Origin of the sequence: Pseudomonas sp. HY13-MNA-CIBAN-0226 (genome assembly GCF_040310305.1) — a bacterium.
Lineage (GTDB): Bacteria > Pseudomonadota > Gammaproteobacteria > Pseudomonadales > Pseudomonadaceae > Aquipseudomonas > Aquipseudomonas gregormendelii.
This window is the reverse complement of the sequence record NZ_JBEOPS010000002.1, coordinates 106,081-126,208: the sequence shown is the minus strand read 5'-3', so window position 1 is coordinate 126,208 and position 20,128 is coordinate 106,081. Positions and strand designations below refer to the sequence as shown.

The following is a 20,128-nucleotide window of genomic DNA, read 5'->3' as shown; positions in this document are numbered from 1 at the left end:
CAGGCTGACGTTGGAGGATTACGGGTGGCTGTAAACTTCGCGCCCGGAAAAATAGGTCTTGAGTACTTGGGTGTCGGCGAGTTGCTCTTCAGGCACGTTGAATACATCGCGATCAAGAACAATCAGGTCAGCCTGTTTACCCGCGGTGACAGAGCCAATCTCTTTATCTAAACCGATCGCGCGGGCGGCGTTGCGGGTATAGGCATAGAACATCGTTTCCCGATCGATATCCTCATCCTTGTTGAGCACGCCCTTGGGGCCTTTGCGACTGATGGCCTGCCCAATAGCTTTCCACGGGTTGGGCGTACTGACCGGCCAGTCGCTGGCACCTGCGATGGTCGCGCCATTTTTCAATAATGAACGCGCCGGGTACATGAATTGAAACTGCATTGCACTGATGTAAGGCTTCAGCAAATCAACGCTCAACTCATCCGCTGACGCCCAGTACAGCTGCATGGAAGCGATCACATTCAGGGGCTTGAAACGAGCGAATTCCTTGGGATTGACCATCTGCAAATGGGTGATCGAATGCGTCACGCCACTCTGTCTGTCATGCCTGGCCTGCTCGATCCCATTGAGCGCTTCGCGTACCGCCCGGTCGCCGATGGCATGCACATGCACCAGCCAGCCACGGGCGTCCGCGGCGCTGACCAGTTCACCGAAGTGAGCGGGATCGATCAACAACTCCCCGCCTTTCTTTGAATTCTTGTAGGGGGTGAGCAACGACGCGGTTTGTGCCGGAAATTCGGCGACGCCATCGGCAAAGATCTTGATGCCCGGCAGGCTGAGATTTTCGACGCCAAGGAACTGCTTCCTTACCTGATCCAGCACATCCAGATCCGCCGGCGCGCTTTTCGGATTGGCAACCATCAGCGCGGCTACCCGCAACTGAAGCTCACCTTTTTCCGATAGCGCTTTATAGACGGGCAACACCCCAAGCGTGTGCGCTGTGGGCTTGAAGTCGAACAGCCCATCGGCTGGCATGGCATTGGCCGCCGGGTCCATAAGGGCGGTGATGCCCAGGCTGTGGTTCAGGTCACGCGCCGCGCGGCCAGCGGCCATAAGTTGATCAAAGGTCGGCGCAGGCAATTGCGACATCACCGCAGACAGACCCGCGTCAGCCACGAAGCCATTGGGGGTACTGTCCTCATGATGGCCGATGGTCGCCACCGCTTCGCCTTTAAGCGACTTGACGCGCTCGGCATCGATGCCTGCTCGCTTGAGCATCGCCGCGTTGGCCCAGCCGGTGTGATAATCCCAGCCGATGAAAGCAATCGGTGTATCGGCCCATTCGCCATGATTGAAGCGCTTTTCAAATTCAGCCACTTCACTCCAGTAAGTGGAGGGGAAACCACCGACCGCCAGACTGTCTCCGTGCCGCGCCTTGCCGTCGTCTCGCCACGCGCGCAAACGCTGCTCCAGTTCGTCGAAGGCCAACATCTGGCCCTCGAGATCTGCCGCCTTTAGCTTCACGCCGCCAAAGATCGCGTGGCTGTGGCTGTCAATGAAGCCTGGCATGACGACCTTACCCTTCAAATCCACCACTTGGGTCATGGCATCTTTGAGCGAAAGAATCTCGACATCACTCCCGACCTTGAGGATACGGCCATCGGCTACCGCGACGGCTTGTTGCAGCGGCTGACCCGGCTCGGCCGTGAACACCTTTGCGTTGTACAAGAGCAAATCGACAGCCGCCATGCTTTCCATTGATGCAAAAGCGACAGCAATTGCCAACGTCGTCCCGAGAACCTTCTTCATCGCCTGAAAACCTTTTTTTATTAGAGTGTTCGGGAGACTATCCAAAGGAGGCGATGTTAAGAATACCTAAACCCCGAAAGACATACTTTCCAGAAAGGTAAAAGCGAATGGACCAGCTCGGCGCTATCACTATGTTCGTCGCCACGGCAGATCAAGGCAGTTTTACGCGCGCAGCTTCCCATCTGGGCAAAACCACGTCGGCTCTGACCCGGGCGGTAACCCACCTTGAGACGGAATTGGGCACACGTCTTTTTGAGCGTTCTACCCGCCGAATTGCCCTGACCGAGGCAGGGCAGATCTATTTGGCAAGCGCTCGACAGGTGCTGATTCAGCTGCAGCAAGCTCGGGAAGATCTTGACCAACTCCAGCAGGAGATGTGTGGCTCGTTGCGAGTAGCGGCGCCACCGTCCTACGGTCCAGCGTTTCTGAATGCGGTGTGCTGCCGCTTTCTCGATAGATACCCCCAGATGCGTCTTGAGGTAATTCTCACCGAAGAGTTCGTGGACCTGCTTGAGGGCAGCTACGATCTTGCTGTGCGTGACGGACCTGTGGGGCCGGATCTGATTGCCCGACCACTGACCGTCAACCGTATCCGACTTTGCGCTAGCCCACGCTATCTACAGCGCAATCCTCTAGAAGTCCTACCGCAAACGTTCGATCAACATGACTGGTTGATCTATCGACACCCTGCACTGAACCCGCATTACTGGTGGTTGACCCATGAAGGCGAGCGCCGGCGCATTTTGCAGCCTGTGCCTCGCCTGTCTAGCGATAACTATGATCTTCTGTTTAATGCGCTGCTGGATGGGCAGGGATTGCAATTTTGTCCACAGTGGAGTGCTGCTCCCTATTTGCGGCGTGGCGAACTTGTGCAGCTGCTCCCCGATACAGACCCTGACCCGGAGCAATTCGGTTCTACAGTCCATGTAATCTATCCGGCACACAGACGCCACACACGCAAACTCCTGGCTTTTATTGAATGTCTTGGTAACTACCTGGAAGAAGAGGCGCTGCATTAAAGGGGTAGCGAGGTACTGAACAACCGCGCTCTCTGAGAAGGATTTTATGCCGGCCATCAGTGGATAGTCCCCCTGCATGACCGGATGCTATGGGTCGGATAACGATTGAGGTAGGCGCGTCGCTGGTTCCCAGTCAAACGTCCTCCGGTTCGGCGAACGCCATCAGCAAATCTTCAACCAAAGCTTGCTGTGCCTCACTTGGTTGGCGGGCACTATGGTTGGCCAAATGGAATTGCACACTGAATTCAAAAGTCGCGGGGCCTAGTACCTGCAACAGGCCTCGGGCTTGCCAAGGCGCAGCGACGTGGCGGGGCAGGTAGCCGATGTGCGCGCCAGACAGGATAAAGGCCAGACTGCCTTCGACCTGCTCGGTGCTCACACTACTGTAGTTGGGCTTGAATGCTTCGACTGAGCTTGTGAAGCGGTAGGGGTGGAGCACTCCGTCACAGGCACTCAACTGCATCTGGCCGGGGTGTGGAACACCGAATAACGGGTGACCCTTACCGCAGTAGAGTCGTTGCTGTTCTTCGAACAGAGGATGGTAATTCAGAGCACTTTGCTGGCCGGAGAAGTAGCTGATGGCGAGGTGCAACTGGTTCTGCAACAGGCGCCGTTCCAACTCTGCCGGCATGGCACTGAGTAACTTGATCTGCACATCCTGGTTACGCTTGCGAAAACACCCGATGGCGTGCGAGATACGCTCGATCACCTGCGAGTCGAGGGCTTCGGACAGGCCGATAGACAGTTCGCCGAGCAGTTTGTCGGCCATGCCCTGGGCCTCGCTCTTGAATACTTCGATGGAAGAGAACAGGTTGCGCGTGGCTTGCAGGACCAGCTCGCCCTTTGGTGTCAGGCGAAAGCCCGCCTTGCCGCGTTCGCAGAGACGATAGCCGAGGCGGGTTTCGAGTTTGGCCATCTGCGTACTGACGGTCGACTGGCCGATCCTCAACTCACCCTGGGCGGCGCTGAAACCGCCGCATTCCACCACGCAGACGAACAAGCGCAGTAGTTGCAGATCAACATCGTGCACTTGATTGAACATGTCGCTCCAAACATTGATGGCGGTGAATGCCAAGGTAGCACACTTCATATTTATTCAAGATATGGCAGGGCATAGGATTCGCGCATCGATGCTAACCGAGGACTTATGTCATGCGCGCCTTGATAGGTTTGTTCTGCTTGTGCTTATGTTTTGGGGCTCAGGCCACCGATACGCAGTTGAGTATTTATACCTGGACCGAGTACATCCCCGATGAGGTGCTTCAGCGCTTCAAAAATGAGACTGGAATCGAAGTCAAACTCGACGTGTTCTCCAGCGCCGAGGAGCAAGACAGCAAGTTGCTCACTGGACACAGTGGTTACGATGTGGTGTTCCCCTCCACTAACTCGTTGGCGGTGGCGATCAAAGCCGGGGCGGTGCAACCGATCGAGCACGCCCAGCTTACGCATTACGCCAACCTTGACCCGGATCTGCTACTCAAGCTGACTTCCAGCGACCCTGGCAATCAATATGGGGTGCCTTACGCTTGGGGTACGGTTGGCTTGGGCATCAACAAGCAGGCAGTGGCCAAGCGGATTCCAGATGCCCCCTTGAACAGCCTCGATCTATTGTTCAAGCCTGAATACGCAAGCAAGCTCAAGGACTGCGGTATCGCCGTGCTGGATTCACCACAGGAAGTGATCAGTATCGTCCTCAACTATCTCGGCCATCGCCCCTACAGCACGGATGCGAACGAGCTGAAGCAGGCACAGCAACTGCTGACCCAACTTCAGCCGAATCTGCGATATATCAACAGCAGTCGGCAGATTGACGACCTGGCCAAGGGGGACGTTTGTCTGACCCTGGTCTACAACGGCGACGCTGCGATAGCCGCTGCCCGAGCCAGTGAGTCCAAGCAGCCGTTCGAGGTGATCTATCGGATTCCGCGCGAAGGCACCCTGCTCTGGTTCGATTCCATGGCCATTCCTGTGGATGCGCCGCACCCACAAGCCGCTCGTGCCTTCATCGACTTCATGCTGCGCCCGGAGTCCATTGCCGCGCTGACCAATTCCTTGTTCTTTGCCAACGCCAACAAGGCGGCCACGCCGTTGATCGATAAGGCCGTAACGACTGACCCAGATATCTATCCGTCACAAGAAGTTCGCGATCGCCTGTTCAGCGAGCAGCTACTGCCGCTACGCGCCCAGCGCGATCGCACTCGTCTGTGGACCACGTTCCGCACCAAAATTTAAGGATTCCACCATGGAAGTATTTCAAGGTAACGACCTGGCCATCACCCGTGAAAGTCTGTACGGGACGCAATCTGAACCGACCTACGGCGGCATCACCAGTTTCATGCGCCGGCGCTATACGCGTGACTTGAACGGGGTCGATCTGGTCGTCAGTGGCATACCGTTCGACACCGCTACCAGCAATCGCCCGGGTACTCGCTTCGGACCAAGGGCAATCCGTGCTGCCTCAATCCAGTCGGCGTGGGAGCGCCCTTTCCCATGGGAGTTTGATCCATTCGATCATTTGGCTGTGATCGACTACGGCGATTGCAACTTCGACCATGGACAGCCGCAGAGGACGCCCGCCGCCATAGAAGCGCATGCCGATTACATTCTGGGTGCGGGCTGCGGGATGCTTACGCTGGGGGGTGATCACTTCATTAGCTACCCATTGCTCAAGGCCCATGCGAAGAGGCACGGCGCTTTGTCGCTCGTGCACTTTGACGCTCACAGTGATACCTGGCCGGATGCCGACGACAGCGAGCAAGGCATTCATCACGGCACTATGTTCTATCACGCCGCCCGACAAGGCCTGGTCGATCCGGGCCGTTCAGTGCAGATCGGTCTTCGCACTACCAATGACGACACGATGGGCTTCCAGGTACTCGATGCCCGCCAAGTTCTCAGCACCTCACCGAAGGCTATCGCCGAGCTGATTCTTGCGCGGGTCGGGGATAACCCTGTGTACCTGACCTTCGATATCGACTGTCTCGACCCGGCCTTCGCACCCGGTACGGGTACTCCGGTCTGCGGTGGATTGAGTACGCATCAGGCGCTGGAAATCCTGCGTGCGTTGCGCGGCATCAACCTGGTCGGAATGGATGTGGTGGAAGTCTCGCCGCCTTACGACCATGCGGAAGTGACGGCGCTGGCCGGGGCGACCATCGCTATGGAGATGGTTTGCCTATATGCCGCGCGGCACAAATTACCCGTCAGTTAAATCTGCACGATGAGCCAACCTCTGGAGCTCTAGGCATGAACAAGCAAGAAGAAATAGCGGCGTTGGCGATCCTTATTCACGACCTGCGCGAGCACAGGAAGTGCACGCTGATGGAACTGGCGGAGAAGGTTGGCTGTACGGTCGATTTTCTTTCCCTGATCGAAAGCGGCCTATCACGTCCAACTGTGGCGGATTTGACGGCGATCAGTGAAGCCCTCGGGGTGGCAACCACGTATTTCTACAGTTTGCCAAAACCCAAGAAATTGCCTTGGGTCACTCGACCGGATGAGCGACGGGCGCTGTATTTCGCCAATGGTATTACTGACATTTTAGTATCGCCGAAGCTGTCAGCGCCCTTCTCCATGCTTGAAAGCCAGCTGGTGCCTGGAGCCAACAGTGGTGAGCGTTATATGAATGACGGCTCCGAGCAAGGCGGTTACATCCTGGAGGGAGAGTTGAAGTTATGGCTCGGCGATGACGACGAGCCAATCACCTTGTTCCCTGGAGACAGCTTTCAGTTGGCTCGCCACACCCTTTGTCGCTACGGCAACCTCACTGAACAAACGACCCGGGTCCTTTGGGTTTACAACTGATGTCACCTATAAAAAACGAAGGAAAAACAACTATGAATGCTGACAGTGCAGACCTGCTGGTTGAAGTGCGTGCCTTCCGCCTGCGCTACCCGCAAGTCCGCTACGTCGACCTGATTGCCTTGGATATTCCGGGGCACTTTTACGGGAAACGTTACCCGGTAGACATGTTGGAAAAGGTTGCCGCCGGAAGCGCTCTGAAGCTGCCCCAAAACTGTGTGCTGCTAGGTGTACAGGGTGGCTTGTTCAAAATCGGCGACTACTGCTTCAATGACGGTGACCCGGATGCTATGCGCCGTCTGGTACCGGGTACGCTGAAGCTCGTAAGTTGGGAAGCGCAGCCGGTAGGTCAGATGCTGATTACGTCTGATGGCACGGCGATGCCTATCGAGTTCGAGCCTCGGGAAGTGCTCGTTCAGGTGCTGCAACGCCTGCGCACCAAAGGCATTCATCCGGTGGTGGCGTTCGAACTGGAGTTCTATCTGTTCGATAAAAAATTGCGCGATGGGCTGCCTCAATTTCCCCGTGATGAATGCTCGGACGATGGCGACGATCAGCCCAACATGCACATCGAGCGCCTATCGCGCTTTGCGACGGTACTCGATGACATGGTCGAAACCGCACGCGCACAAGGTATCGACACTACCGTGATTACCGCTGAGCTCGGCCCTGGACAGTTCGAAATCAATTTCGGTCATCTAGACGACGGTCTGCGCGCCGCGGACTGGGCTGCCTTGTTTTGCCGTAGCACCCGTGGAGTAGCGCTGAAACATGGTTACCGTGCCAGCTTTATGGCCAAGCCCTATCTGGAACATCCAGGCAGCGGCATGCACGTACACGTCAGCCTGTACGACGCTGATGGCAACAACTTGTTGGCGGCCACCGAGCAACAAGCATTGCGCCACTCGGTAGCTGGATGCCTGGAGCTGCTGCCGTTTTGCATGCCGATTTTTGCTCCTAATCAAAATGCCTACCGCCGCCTGGGTGGCTCAGTAAATTCCGCAGCGCGTGCCAGTTGGGGTTACGAGGATCGTGATGCCTGCGTGCGTATTCCCGAATCGGACGCGAAGAACTTGCGCATCGAACACCGAATCGCCGGTGCCGACGCCAATCCGTACCTTGTGCTGGCCGCGATTCTGGTCGGTATGGAGCAGGGATTGGAGAATCGTCTCGACCCTATAGCACCGCTAAATGAAGACCGAAGCAGTGGCATTGATTTTCCTCTTGACGTTCTCCATGGCGTTCGCGCCATGCAGCAACAACGTCAAGTTCGCGAAGGGTTAGGGGCCGAGTTTGTCGACGTGTATTGCGAAAACAAACGCCAGGATCATTTAGCGCTCCAGGAGGAAATCAACGCCCGTGAATACCGCTGGTTTCTCTGATTTCGAGTGGTTACTGCTTTGCTTCAGCAACCCGGACCAATAGAACACTTTCAAGGAGACAGCCATGAACAAAACCGTGCATAACCCCAAAACTCTGGAATGGCAGGTGCTAAGCGACAAGCATCACTTGGCACCGTTCAGCGACTATAAACAGTTGAAGCAAACCGGCCCGCGGATAATCACCAGGGCCGACGGCGTGTATCTATGGGACAGCGAGGGCAACAAGATCCTTGATGCCATGGCCGGGCTTTGGTGCGTAGCCATCGGTTATGGTCGAGATGAGCTTGCCAAAGCTGCCAGTCATCAGATGAACGTACTCCCTTACTACAACACCTTCTTCATGACGGCACACCCGCCGGTGCTGGAATTGGCCAAGGTCATCGCAGAGTTGGCTCCTGCGCATATGAACCATGTGTTCTTTACTGGCTCCGGCTCGGAAGCGAACGACACCATGGTGCGCATGGTTCGTCACTACTGGGCGGTCAAAGGCCAACCAGAGAAGAAGGTCATCATCGGTCGTTTGAATGGCTACCACGGCTCCACCGTGGCCGGCGCGAGCTTGGGTGGCATGAAAGCCATGCATGACCAAGGCGGGATGATTCCGGACATCGTGCACATCGCACAGCCGTACTGGTTCGGCGAAGGTGGCGATATGAGCCCCGACGAATTCGGCACTTGGGCCGCGGACCAGTTGGAAAAGAAAATACTCGAGATTGGTATTGATAACGTCGCGGCCTTTGTTGCCGAGCCTATCCAGGGGGCGGGTGGCGTGATCATTGCGCCTGACACTTACTGGCCAAGGATTCGCGAGATTCTCGCCAAATACGACATCCTGTTCACCGCCGATGAGGTGGTCTGTGGATTTGGTCGTACCGGCGAATGGTTCGGTAGCGACTATTACGGCATCAGCCCTGATTTTATGACAATTGCAAAGGGGCTGACCTCTGGTTACATCCCCATGGGCGGCTTGATCGTCAGCGACAAAGTGGCCGAGGTGCTTAACGAGGGAGGTGATTTCTATCATGGTTTCACCTACTCCGGGCACCCTGTATCAGCGGCAGTGGCACTGGAAAACATACGGATCATCCGCGAAGAAAAGATTCTTGAGCGCGTTCGGGAAGAAACGGCTCCCTATCTGCAAAAGCGTTTGCGCGAACTGGAGGACCATCCACTCGTGGGTGAAATACGAGGGTTGGGAATGCTCGGCGCGATCGAGTTGGTGAAGAACAAGCACACACGCGAACGTTTCGAGTCCAATGGGGTGGGCATGATTTGCCGCAACCATTGTTTCAACAATGGCCTGATCATGCGCGCAGTCGGGGAGACCATGGTCATCGCACCACCGCTGGTGATCAGCAAATCCGAAATCGACGAGCTGATAGCGAAGGCGCGTCTGTGCCTGGACCTCACCTATGAAGAAGTTCTTGTTTGAATAAAAATTGAATATTAGTGCGGGCTGTACTTTATAGCGCGCTGAGAAAACGCACCTTTCTCTCTGATACGCACAATCAACTTTAATAAACTTTTCTCACCTCCAAGAAAATGAGAATCCCCATGAAATATAAAAAACTGTTCAGCCCGTTACAAAGTGGTGATCTTACCCTTAAAAATCGCATTATCATGGCGCCGCTAACTCGCATGCGGGCAGGAGAAGATTTTTCTCCGACTGAGCTAAATGCTGAATATTACGCACAACGTGCTACGGCGGGCCTTATTATTACCGAGGCAACGCAAATCTCACAGCAAGGGCAAGGCTATTTGAATACGCCTGGCATTTATACCGATCAACATGAAGCCGCCTGGAAACGAGTAGTTGATGGCGTACATGCCAACGACGGTAAGATTGCGCTGCACCTCTGGCATGTCGGTCGCATTTCTCACAGCAAGCTGCAGCCGGGCGAAACACTACCCGTTGCGCCCTCCGCCATTCCAGTCACAGAGTCAACTTCGAGAATACCGAAAGATGGAGGTTTTGAACGGGTCTTGTGCGATGGCCCAAGAGCTTTAACGCTCGACGAAATTCCGGGCATTGTGAATGATTACACCAATGCTGCAATTCGAGCCAAGCGCGCGGGGTTTGATGCTATTGAAATCCACTCGGGCAACGGCTATTTACTAAACCAATTTTTATCAACCAATACGAACCATCGTGATGACATCTACGGAGGCAGTCTGGAGAATAGGGCGCGAATCTTGCTCGACGTCATTGATGCAGCGACTTCCATATATGGTGCCGGACGTATAGGCGTGCGCTTAACCCCTAACGGCATCTTCAATGAAATTCAAGATACTGATGCTGAAGAAATGACTGAGTATTTGGCCCGTGCGTTTAGCCAGCGCGGGTTGGCCTATCTGCATATTGCTGAACCAGATTGGGCAGGAGGAGAACCGCTGACTGATACATTCCGACAGGACATCAGGAAAAACTTCACAGGAAGCCTGTTTTTTTGCAGCCACTACACTGCCGAAAGGGCAGATAAACTGTTGTGTGAAGATATTGCAGACGCTGTTGCTTTTGGAAGGCTTTTCCTCGCGAATCCAGATCTCCCCGAGCGCTTTCGACTGAATGCTCCATTGAATGAACCAGACAGTTCTACATTTTATTGTGGTGGGGCCGAAGGATATACGGATTACCCAGCGTTATAAGTTAACAACCAGCGAAGCTACTACCACAAGCTTGAAATAATAATTTGCTATATTGGCGTAGCCTGAGAAATATCTGAGACTTTTTGGAGGAACATATATTTATGAACCATCTCCCTGGGAGCTTCCGTATACGAGCTCTGCACACCAATTATCACAAAGACTTCGGAAAAAATTTCGCGTTCAGCATCCTCGGAATCGCGGACAAAGACACAGGGAAGGACGAAATGATGCAGAAGGTAATCCATTGGAAACGCCCCCTTCTAACCCGCGACACCGGCTTAAACGGAAACTGAATGAGCTCGGATTCCTCCGTCGATAGCTGACGATTCTGGAGAGTTCCTATCGACCAGAAGCCATCCTTCACGAAGGGCAGCTTTGGGTCGTTTTCTGCCTCTCGCGACCGGCAGAGATCGGCCAGAAGCGGTCACTCGTAGACACTTCGGGGTAATGTGCCAACTTATCAAATGAATAATGGCTAGCCCGTCGTCGGTCCGAACCAAGAGATGGCGCTCTGCGCGAATCAAGCGAAGAAACAGGCATGGAGATCCGCCGGCTGGTTTTTCAGCTTATGTGCGGGACTCGGAAGGAACAAGGGCGACCAGATCAGTATCGCCTACGTCGACGCCACTTTGTGAAAGCAAAGTCGTTACTTGCCCTCGGTGATGAGTCTGGTGGTTGAAAAAATGCATGACCAAGCCATAAAAGTTCCTGTCAGCGGGGGTTCCCTTCATGCTTGTGTAACTGAGGGGGTAATCTAGATCCGACTCTTTGATGGAGCGAGACCACGCGACAATTACCTGATCGAGCCAAACGCGATGTGTCGAAAGTTCGCGGATATCCGAGAACAGTAACTGGTCGAGGCTTTGGGGGGCCGGGAGCTGTTGAATCGGCTTCAGAGCCAGGTAGTTCGCTGGGTGCCTGGCAAATCGCTGCAGCCACACCGTGTCCCCCGCCACCAGGTGGTTCAACGTCCCGAGAATAGAACCGAAGAATGCTTGCCTATCCACTGACAGCTCTTCATCAGTCAGACTTCTGGCCGCCTCATAAACCTTCGCGTTCATCCAATCGTTGTAGATCGCCATCAGACAGATATGGTGGGTGCGGTCCATAGTGTTCATCCTTTTAAGTTATCCATCACTAAGGCTACTCGCTCCAAGCCAGCCGGGTTGGTGACACTTCAATTGGCGCACGCACGACTGGTAGAATAGATAACATGGCCTGCACTCAATGACTGAAAATAATTTCTGGATATATCCGCAAACAGACTTGAAAGCGTGCCTTTGGATTTATCATGATAGGCCAGCGAAATATCCAAATTACCTATTAACGGAAAACCGTCAGATTCTCCCAGCACACGTAACTCGTCATGAACAGTGCTAAGCAATACAGCTGACACATAACAGCCAGAGGACAATGCCGCGAGAATGCCCGCATGACTCGTACTATGGTAACTTATCTTGTAAGCTTTCTTGACTCGATTTAGAGCGTTTAATATTAATTCCCTGTCGCCACAACCTTTAGTGAAAAGCGCTAGAGGGATCGGGGTTTTTTCCACAATTTTGCTCTCGTGAGCGCAAACCCACTTCAGAGGTTCTGAGTGCAGGAGCTCCGACGGAACAGTTGATGGGCATCCCTGAGTCAGCACAACATCAAGCTCACCAGCTTCATAGCTCTGCCAAATTTGACTGCTGTATCCGCAATGCACCTCGATCTCAATATCAGGAAATCGATCTGCACAACACTTTATAATCTCAGAGAAATAGTTAGATGCATAAGTATCAGACGTGCCAACTCTAACTACTCCCTTGTGAGACTTATCAGTCAACTGCGCTACTGCCTGATCGTTAACCTCCAGAATTTTAACTGCATAAGAAAGCATACTGTCGCCGTGAGTAGTCAGCTCCAGCGTTCGCTTACCCCTGACAAAGAGTTCCGAGCCCAAATGGCCTTCAAGTTTTTGTATTTGCTGGCTAATCGCGGACTGGACACGGCATAGCTTCTGAGATGCCTTGGAAAAGCTTCTAAGCTCGGCAACAGTGACAAATGCACGCAATTGATTCATGTCCAAATTCATTTTCGATAATCCGTCATCACAATCCGAGATATGGCATATCATAATTATTAACGCCCACCCAGTCAATCATTGACTTACCATTGAACTCTTATTAGTAGGAGTCAAATGATGGCATCAAGAATTATCGAAAAAATCAACATCAGCGGTTACTACATGGCAACTGACGTTGAATATCTGAACTCGGTTACTAAGCAGCCTAAAGCAGAAGCTCCACTATGAACACTTTAGAAAAATATTCACCATTACTATTTCTCTTAATGTGGAGTAGCGGAGCCATATTCGTCAAGCTAGGTCTACAGGACGCATCTGTTTCGGTATTCCTCACCATACGCTCTATTGGGGCAGCCCTGGCGTTGATTATCGTTTGTGCATTAATTGCAAAAAAAAGAGGTTTAAAGGAGGCATTACTACTGCCGAAACGCTTACTGCTACGAGTAATTATAATTGGCATATTGTTGCAGGTCGGTTATCAAACGGCTTATTTTTTGGCCCTCAACTACCAATTAACACCCGGCGTCCTGGCAATTATTTTAGGCCTCCAACCAATTCTGACACCTATATTCGCAAATGAAAAAATTGGCAAAACAGGATATTTCTACCTGTTTCTTGGATTGACAGGATTGATAATTGCCATTTTTGGGGCTCGCGACCTCGGTGCCGTAACGATCCTTGGTCTATTTTTCGGGTTGATTTCGGTAGTCGCAATAAGTGCAGGATCAGTCATGCAGAAAAAATCCATAATCGATCCCGTTACCGCAGCGTTCTACCAAGCGCTCACCGCATCATGTATTTTTCTACTAGTTCTCCCTTTTACCGAGACAAGACTCAATTTAACCCCGACTTTTATAATTTCAGCCTCGTGGATGACAATTGTAGTCTCAACGTTAGCCGTATTACTGTTGTTCCGTATGCTTGCAAAAAATTCAGCGAGCAAGGTCGGTGTGCTTTTCTACATGGTTCCAGTAATCACAATGCTTTTGGACTACTTTACATTCGGAAATAAAGTCACTTGGATTACTATCATGGGAGCTTTATTAGTGATCGTAGCAGTAAAGGGCTTTGGAAAGGTCCAGCTCTCGCCGGTCGCTCTCACATCAAAAGCGTAGAGCTGCATATGGCCACGATCACTGGTGTACACCGGATTGCTGCATAGTAAGAAAACGCTCGCACTGATCTGCTCTTCGTTGACGCACTAACACTCAAAACCATGGCTGATCAATCTAGCCAGCACCTCCCCCGCCTCACTTAATTCCCCTGGGGCCAGCATCAGGCGCAATTCATGTACGGGCAGCTCAGGGAAGCCGTCGCCAACCGTCAGCACGCGCATGCCTTGGCTCACCCGGGCCCGGTCAACGATGCCAACGGCCAATCCGGCCTCGATGGCGGCTTCCAAAGCGATCACCCCGGCGCTGATGATCACTGTTCGCCAACGGCGACCCTGCTGGCTCAGCGCGTCGACAGCCACGCTTCTGTAGGGGCAACCCTTGCCGTGCAATGCAAGGGGCACCGGTTTGGCGAGGTCCTGCAGGTAGCCGTGTGCGGCTACCCACACAGGTTGGGTGATGCCGAAGGTCTTGATGCAGCGCGCCTGCGGCACAGCAACATCAGCCGGGGCCACTAACAGCGCCATGTCCAGTTGCCCACGCTGCAGGCGCGTGTTCAAGCGGCCACTGGAACCCGTTTCAACCTCCAGCTCGACGCAGGGAAAATCCGCCGTCAGGTGCGGCAGCGTACAAGCCAGTACCGCGCCGGCGTACTCCTCAGAAATGCCCAGCCTGACTCGCCCACTGGCGACCGGCGCGATAAAGCTGGCTAGCAACCCGTCGTGCAGCCGTAGCAGTTCGGCGCTTTGCAGCGCAAAGCGACGGCCCAGCGGAGTCAGGCTGACTGTCTGGTTATCGCGCTCCAGCAAACGTCCCCCGGCCACGGCTTCCAGGCGGCGAACGTGCAAGCTCACTGCTGATGGGCTTTTATTCAAAAAGCTGGCCGCCGCCAGGAATTGCCCAAAGCGCAAGACGGCGTGAAACGTTCGCAGCAGTTCGATATCAAGCGCTTCAGCCATGGTTCAGTAATCCTGCATCAGTGGTGCTGATCGTATCGTTTGATTGCATCAGTCAATCATTCATACCATCGAACTCAGCCCCCTGTCAGGTGCCATTCGATGAACGTCATACGCTCACCTATTTTGATCAGCGCCGTGCTGCTGTCGGCCATGGTCGTCAGCTGGAGCTCTGGTTTCATCGGTTACCGCTATGTCGCCGACCAGGGAAGCGTCTACCTGGCCTCTGTGTGGCGTTTTATCCTGGCGGCGGCCGTGTTACTGCCTTTTGCCTGGGCGGGTTTGCGGACATTGCACGGCCGTGATGTGGCGCATCAAGCCCTGCTGGGGTTGTTTGCGATTGGTGGCTACATAGGCCCCATCGCCGCATCGATTCAACTGGGTGTCGCGCCGGGCACCGTCTCACTCCTGGCCAATTTGCTGCCACTGACCATTGTGGTGCTGGCAGTCAACGTGCCCGGGCAACGCACCCGCGGCTGGCAGTGGGTCGGCCTGGGGTTGTGTCTGACCGGCATGCTGATAGCCAGCGGCGCCAACGTGGAATGGGACGCCGCAGACCTCTGGGTCTACAGCCTGCCACTGCTGGCAGTCCTCTCCCTGGCGGCGGCCACGCTGTACCAGAAAGCCTCACCCGGCGCATCGATGCCCGCCTCCACCGCGCTGTTCATTCAGGTATGCGCCGTGATCCCGGTGTTTGCCGTGCTGGCGTGCCTCGAAGGGGAAATATGGCCGCCAACCAGCGCCGGGTTTGCCGGGGGCGTGGTGTGGCTGGTGGTCTTCTCGACTCTGGGCGGTTATGGATTTTATTGGCTGTGCCTGCAGCGTTCCAGCATCCAACGCATCAGCAGTGCGCTGTTTCTGACGCCCCCGGTGACCCTGCTGTGGGCATGGCTGCAGTTCGGCGATCCGCTGACCGTGAGTGCGCTGGTGGGCGTCGGGTTGACCCTGCTGGGACTGCCATTGCTTGGGATGAGCACAGTGAGGGAGCAGGAGATAATCGACCAACAGGCGTCGCTTAAGACTTCCTGCAGAAATGAATAATTCAAGACTGCACGCTTAAACCAACCCAACCATGAAAACCCACGTACAAACCCACACCGATGATCAACATGCTCGACAGGTACGGCGCTCGACGCGCAACGGTACCCTGCCATGACCAGCGATTGGACGCCTGTGTAGCATCCATAGTCGCAGCAGCACCTGCAGCGACTTAGTCCACGCATTGACATATCGGTAAATTTCGATATCCTGAAGCGATGGACTTACTTGAAATTTTCAAAGCACTGTCAAACCGTACCCGTCTTGAAATCCTCAAAGGATTGAAGGATCCGGTGAACAGCTTCCCTGCGCAGGATGAGGGAGATGTGCTCACGGTTGGTGTGTGCGTCAGCAGTATTCAAGAAGGCGTGGGACTGTCGCAGTCGACGGTGTCTGACTATCTTGCAACGCTGCAACGAGCCGGGCTGGTCGAAGTCAGGCGCATTGGTCAGTGGACCTACTACAAGCGAAACGAAGCAACCATCCGTGCACTCGCCGAGATCATAGGTACAGAGCTGTAATTTTTTACCGCATGATATCGATATTTCCCGATATCCCTTTTAATCGAAATAAGACTCTGTGAGGGGCTCGGAACACACGCAGTGATTTTCTATGCCGATACACATCGACATTTCTCGATATCCCTTTTTACAGAAGTGAGGTTTCAAAATGAAAGCGATGATAATCAAATCCTTCGGTGGCCCGGAATCGTTCGAACTTTGTGACGTGACCAAGCCAGTGCCGGGCACGGGACAAGTCCTGGTACGGGTACACGCTACTTCCATCAACCCATTGGATTACCAGGTTCGCCGCGGCGATTATCCCGACCTGGTGCCACTTCCGGCGATTAGCGGGCACGACGTATCTGGCGTTGTCGAGGAAGTCGGGCCGGGCGTCACGGCTTTCGCTCCCGGCGATGAAGTCTGGTACACCCCGCAGATATTTGACGGTTCGGGCAGTTACGCCGAGTACCACGTTGCGGACCAAAGCATTGTCGGGAAGAAGCCTGCTTCCCTGAGCCATCTAGAGGCCGCAAGCCTGAGCCTGGTCGGCGGAACGGCGTGGGAAGCACTGACCGTGCGAGCGGCGCTCAAAGTGGGCGAGAGCATTCTGATCCACGGTGGCGCGGGAGGCGTCGGTCATGTAGCGATCCAGTTGGCAAAAGCCATTGGCGCGCGGGTCTTCACGACCGTGCGCGAGGCAAACTTTGAGTTCGCACGAAGCATGGGTGCCGATGTGATGATCGACTACGAAAAGGAGGATTACGTCGACGCCATCAATCGGGAAACGGACGGCCGCGGAGTCGACGTGGTATTTGACACCATCGGCGGCAACACATTAGCGCGCAGCGCGGACGCCCTCGCCCAACTCGGCCGGGTTGTCTCCATCGTGGACATTGCCCAGCCACAGAATCTCGTTCAGGCCTGGGGCAAGAACGCGAGTTATCACTTCGTTTTCACCCGGCAAAACCGCGGCAAGCTGGATGAGTTGAGCGCATTGATTGAGCGCGGTCAGCTGCGCCCGCACGTTGGCGCCGTCTTTTCACTTGCCGACCTTGCCCTCGCCCATGCGCGGCTGGAAAGCCCCAACAATGGTATTCAAGGGAAAATCGCGATTGCCGTCGTGCCGTCGCTTCTCACCAGCGCTGAACTCACTCCAGGGGAATCCCATGATTTATGAAATCGCTCTGCTGCCCGTTCACAAAGACCAGATTGAAAGCTTCCGGCATGCATTTGCACAGGTTGCTCCTTTGCTCTGCCGCGCAAAGGGTTACGGCGGGCACATGCTGGCCCAAAGGATCGAAACACCGCAGCAATTCAACCTGATCGTCCGCTGGCAATCACTCGAGGATCACGTCCCGGGCTTTGAAGCGAGTGAAGACCATCGGGTGTTCATGACGGGCCTGCAGCCATACTTATCGGCAGAACCGCAGGTCTATCACATTGAGGGAGCGGCGTTTGCTGCAGGTGATCCTGCTTTTTGAAGCTCGCAAATTACGAGGACTGTTCGGGCCAACTGACGCTTGCGCTGACTGGCCCGATACCCGCTGGTAGAGATGACTGCCAGCCATGCACTGCGCTTGCTACGACTAGTGAAATATAGAACTTCGCGGCCGTCACCTTGCGCGGCAGAACGCCTCGGATTGGCCCGGCGGCACAATTAGAGATAGTCTCTGCTCATGCACATACGAATCGCCAAATCATGACCAGCCCAGAGTTTTCCTCGGATGTAGAGGCCATACGCAGCATAGACGCCGTTCCGGTCATCTTGAGTATGGTCAAACACATCACCGGGATGCGATTTGCTGCGGTGGCGAGAGTGACCGAGCAGAAGTGGATTGCCTGCGCGGTGGATGACTCCATCAACTTCGGGCTCCAGCCCGGTGGAGAGCTGGTACTGGAATCGACTATCTGCCACGAAATACGCCAGCACAGAAAGCCGGTCATTTTCGGCCACGCGAGCCAACACTCGGTTTTTTCGCTGCATCACACGCCCAGGATCTACGGCCTGGAAAGCTACATTTCCATCCCCATCATCAAAGCCAATGGCGACTTTTTTGGCACCTTGTGTGCCATCGACTCCGTTACTGCGAAGCTCGACGATCCTGCTATCGAGAAAACGCTTACGCTCTTCGCTCAATTGATCGCCATGAACCTCGATACCCAGCGCGACCTGCTAGCTGCGCAAGCCTCACTGGTGGATGCCAATGAAAGTGCCCGGCTGCGAGAGCAGTTCATTGCCGTGCTCGGACACGATTTGCGTACGCCGCTGAGCGCCATTCGCATGAGTGCTGAACTGCTGCAAACCCAATCGGCCGACAAACGTTCGCTGGGTCTGGTTGCAGCCATCCGCCAAAGCTCCGTACGCATGGGAACCCTGATCGAAAACGTGCTGGATTTTGCCCGGGGCCGAATGGGCGGCGGGATACCGAGCAAACGACAGGTGGTAGATGACCTGGAACGCACGCTGCGCCTGACCGTTGATGAAATTCAATCATCCAACCCCGCCGCACGCTTGAGCAGTTAGATAGCCATACCTGCTGGGGTGTATTGCGATCCGCTGCGCATCAGTCAATTGCTTTCCAACCTGTTGGGCAACGCAGTCACCCATGGCTCTACGACTGCCCCCATCAGCGTACAAGCCTATGCCGACGACGATGACGTCGTCATATCCGTGACCAATCAGGGCGAACCCATCCCTGCCAACCTGGTGCCGCTATTGTTCGAACCCTTCACGCGATCGGAATCAGGTCAACGTGGCGAGGGCCTCGGATTGGGCTTATACATCGCATCGCAGATCGCGACCGCGCACGGCGGAAGTTTGAAAGTGACTTCGACGCCTGAGTCAGGGACGAACTTCACGGCTCGATTTCCCGGGAAGCAGAAGTGGCTTTGATTTGAGGAGGCAACCTGTTCGACCGTACCTACTACAGCAGCGTGGCCAATGGTGCCTATAGCCCGTATGACATCTACGGCGACCCACGTAATGTGAAACTGACTGCCCGGTACAGCTTCTAAATAGCTGTTCGCCGGCTAAGGTCAGGGAAGGACATGAGCGTTTTGCGTGAGGGGAGCGTTTGCACCTCACGCTGGCGCGGCCACCGTGGAACGCCGAGGTTTGCACAGGCTATCGAGTCGCGAGCCGCTGTAGTGGGATTCGCGGAATAAACGCCAGCGCCCGAACAAACCGTAGACATGCATGATCCGCCCCTGCTCGCGATACCCCATGCGAATGTGCGCTTTAAGGGCTGGAATGTTGTGCGCCTCACAGACGTCCACCACTTTGTTACAGCCTTGGGCTTGCATCGCCTGCCACAGGCAGATTTGGCCATCGACTGAAAGTGCCGTACCAAAGTAACGTCGCGTCATCTCGCCCCCGAACGCGAAGAACTCGCCGTCCTTGACCGGGAACCAGCAACCGTAATAGTGGCGATCATGGTAGTTGCGTTTGCTGCCCCAAATGAAAGCTACCGCATCACCCTTGTCGTCCAGGTACATATGTCCGGTATGCCCTTCGGCGGCCAGTTCGCGCATGACTTCCACTCGGTCGCCAAAGTGCCTGGCGAACGCATCCGCGTTCTGTGTATCGATGTCGACCAAGCGTAATCCTGAGTATGGCCTGAGCTTTTGAGCCGGAACCGACGTGACCAGGTCACGCTCCATCCACAGTAGCTCCCAGTGGAAAAACACATAGCGCTTCCACAGAGTATTGACGGTGCGACGCAGGCCTTTTCGTTTGACTCGCACTCGTAGCTGCTGCCATGCACTCATGAAACCTCCCGGTGGAGTTAGGGGCGTTGTTCTAACGTGTTTGGTGAGTGAATGCGCGATGGGCGAGCAGCTAATGGGTT

Annotated in this window: 18 protein-coding genes and 2 pseudogenes; 13 read left to right on the top strand and 7 right to left on the bottom strand. The window is 54.7% G+C overall.

The window, feature by feature from the left end; genetic code table 11:
• Positions 1-18: 18 nt before the first annotated feature.
• Complete coding sequence (locus AAEZ05_RS02740; RefSeq protein ID WP_045059446.1) at positions 19-1,758, bottom strand: amidohydrolase; 1,740 nt, start codon at positions 1,756-1,758, stop codon at positions 19-21.
• Between the two features lie 107 nt (positions 1,759-1,865).
• On the opposite strand from AAEZ05_RS02740, the gene AAEZ05_RS02735 reads away from it, so the two are divergent.
• A complete protein-coding gene (locus AAEZ05_RS02735; RefSeq protein ID WP_045059447.1) occupies positions 1,866-2,777 on the top strand; it encodes a LysR family transcriptional regulator in 912 nt (303 codons plus the stop codon).
• Positions 2,778-2,910: 133 nt separating this feature from the next.
• Here AAEZ05_RS02735 and AAEZ05_RS02730 read toward each other — a convergent pair whose 3' ends face one another.
• On the bottom strand, positions 2,911-3,819 hold the full coding sequence (locus tag AAEZ05_RS02730) for a LysR family transcriptional regulator (RefSeq protein ID WP_350646562.1): 909 nt from the start codon (positions 3,817-3,819) through the stop codon (positions 2,911-2,913).
• 110 nt (positions 3,820-3,929) lie between these two features.
• On the opposite strand from AAEZ05_RS02730, the gene AAEZ05_RS02725 reads away from it, so the two are divergent.
• From AAEZ05_RS02725 to AAEZ05_RS02700, 6 genes are all read left to right on the top strand, one after another.
• Positions 3,930-5,009 carry an extracellular solute-binding protein gene (locus AAEZ05_RS02725; RefSeq protein WP_350646561.1) on the top strand — a complete coding sequence of 360 codons (1,080 nt, stop codon included), beginning with the start codon at positions 3,930-3,932 and terminating at the stop codon, positions 5,007-5,009.
• A 10-nt stretch (positions 5,010-5,019) separates the two neighbouring features.
• The gene (speB, locus tag AAEZ05_RS02720) at positions 5,020-5,988 is read left to right on the top strand and encodes an agmatinase (RefSeq protein WP_045059449.1); all 969 of its coding nucleotides are present in this window, start codon (positions 5,020-5,022) and stop codon (positions 5,986-5,988) included.
• Positions 5,989-6,023: 35 nt separating this feature from the next.
• Positions 6,024-6,581, top strand: coding sequence for a helix-turn-helix domain-containing protein (locus AAEZ05_RS02715; protein ID WP_045059450.1), 558 nt, complete (start codon positions 6,024-6,026; stop codon positions 6,579-6,581).
• A gap of 32 nt (positions 6,582-6,613) precedes the next feature.
• Positions 6,614-7,960 carry a glutamine synthetase family protein gene (locus tag AAEZ05_RS02710; RefSeq protein WP_350646560.1) on the top strand — a complete coding sequence of 449 codons (1,347 nt, stop codon included), beginning with the start codon at positions 6,614-6,616 and terminating at the stop codon, positions 7,958-7,960.
• A 64-nt stretch (positions 7,961-8,024) separates the two neighbouring features.
• On the top strand, positions 8,025-9,392 hold the full coding sequence (locus tag AAEZ05_RS02705) for an aspartate aminotransferase family protein (protein WP_350646559.1): 1,368 nt from the start codon (positions 8,025-8,027) through the stop codon (positions 9,390-9,392).
• Between the two features lie 122 nt (positions 9,393-9,514).
• Complete coding sequence (locus tag AAEZ05_RS02700; RefSeq protein ID WP_350646557.1) at positions 9,515-10,606, top strand: alkene reductase; 1,092 nt, start codon at positions 9,515-9,517, stop codon at positions 10,604-10,606.
• A gap of 566 nt (positions 10,607-11,172) precedes the next feature.
• On the opposite strand, the gene AAEZ05_RS02695 is transcribed toward AAEZ05_RS02700, so the two are convergent.
• Positions 11,173-11,715, bottom strand: a complete 543-nt coding sequence (locus AAEZ05_RS02695; protein ID WP_350646556.1) for a DinB family protein — start codon at positions 11,713-11,715, stop codon at positions 11,173-11,175.
• Between the two features lie 68 nt (positions 11,716-11,783).
• Positions 11,784-12,668 (bottom strand): LysR substrate-binding domain-containing protein, encoded by an 885-nt coding sequence (locus AAEZ05_RS02690; RefSeq protein ID WP_350646555.1) that lies wholly within the window; start codon positions 12,666-12,668, stop codon positions 11,784-11,786.
• A gap of 227 nt (positions 12,669-12,895) precedes the next feature.
• On the opposite strand from AAEZ05_RS02690, the gene AAEZ05_RS02685 reads away from it, so the two are divergent.
• Positions 12,896-13,786 carry a DMT family transporter gene (locus AAEZ05_RS02685; RefSeq protein ID WP_350601518.1) on the top strand — a complete coding sequence of 297 codons (891 nt, stop codon included), beginning with the start codon at positions 12,896-12,898 and terminating at the stop codon, positions 13,784-13,786.
• An 86-nt stretch (positions 13,787-13,872) separates the two neighbouring features.
• Here AAEZ05_RS02685 and AAEZ05_RS02680 read toward each other — a convergent pair whose 3' ends face one another.
• Entirely contained in the window at positions 13,873-14,742 is an 870-nt protein-coding gene (locus AAEZ05_RS02680) for a LysR family transcriptional regulator (protein WP_350646554.1), read from the bottom strand.
• 99 nt (positions 14,743-14,841) lie between these two features.
• On the opposite strand from AAEZ05_RS02680, the gene AAEZ05_RS02675 reads away from it, so the two are divergent.
• A complete protein-coding gene (locus tag AAEZ05_RS02675) occupies positions 14,842-15,780 on the top strand; it encodes a DMT family transporter (protein ID WP_350646553.1) in 939 nt (312 codons plus the stop codon).
• A gap of 1 nt (position 15,781) precedes the next feature.
• Here AAEZ05_RS02675 and AAEZ05_RS02670 read toward each other — a convergent pair.
• Positions 15,782-15,949: pseudogene (locus AAEZ05_RS02670) on the bottom strand (nickel/cobalt efflux protein RcnA); the annotation flags it as partial.
• A 46-nt stretch (positions 15,950-15,995) separates the two neighbouring features.
• Here AAEZ05_RS02670 and AAEZ05_RS02665 point away from each other — a divergent pair.
• The 4 genes and pseudogenes from AAEZ05_RS02665 to AAEZ05_RS02650 all read left to right on the top strand — a co-directional run bounded on the left by AAEZ05_RS02665 (position 15,996) and on the right by AAEZ05_RS02650 (position 19,173).
• Positions 15,996-16,298, top strand: coding sequence for an ArsR/SmtB family transcription factor (locus tag AAEZ05_RS02665; protein ID WP_045057854.1), 303 nt, complete (start codon positions 15,996-15,998; stop codon positions 16,296-16,298).
• A 148-nt stretch (positions 16,299-16,446) separates the two neighbouring features.
• On the top strand, positions 16,447-17,457 hold the full coding sequence (locus tag AAEZ05_RS02660; RefSeq protein ID WP_045057855.1) for a zinc-dependent alcohol dehydrogenase family protein: 1,011 nt from the start codon (positions 16,447-16,449) through the stop codon (positions 17,455-17,457).
• Complete coding sequence (locus tag AAEZ05_RS02655) at positions 17,447-17,761, top strand: antibiotic biosynthesis monooxygenase family protein (RefSeq protein WP_350646552.1); 315 nt, start codon at positions 17,447-17,449, stop codon at positions 17,759-17,761. The genes AAEZ05_RS02660 and AAEZ05_RS02655 overlap by 11 nt, the downstream gene beginning before the upstream one ends.
• Before the next feature lie 218 nt (positions 17,762-17,979).
• Positions 17,980-19,173 (top strand): annotated as a pseudogene (locus tag AAEZ05_RS02650) (GAF domain-containing sensor histidine kinase).
• Between the two features lie 188 nt (positions 19,174-19,361).
• Here AAEZ05_RS02650 and AAEZ05_RS02645 read toward each other — a convergent pair.
• Positions 19,362-20,048, bottom strand: a complete 687-nt coding sequence (locus AAEZ05_RS02645; RefSeq protein ID WP_045057858.1) for a GNAT family N-acetyltransferase — start codon at positions 20,046-20,048, stop codon at positions 19,362-19,364.
• Between the last annotated feature and the right edge of the window lie 80 nt (positions 20,049-20,128).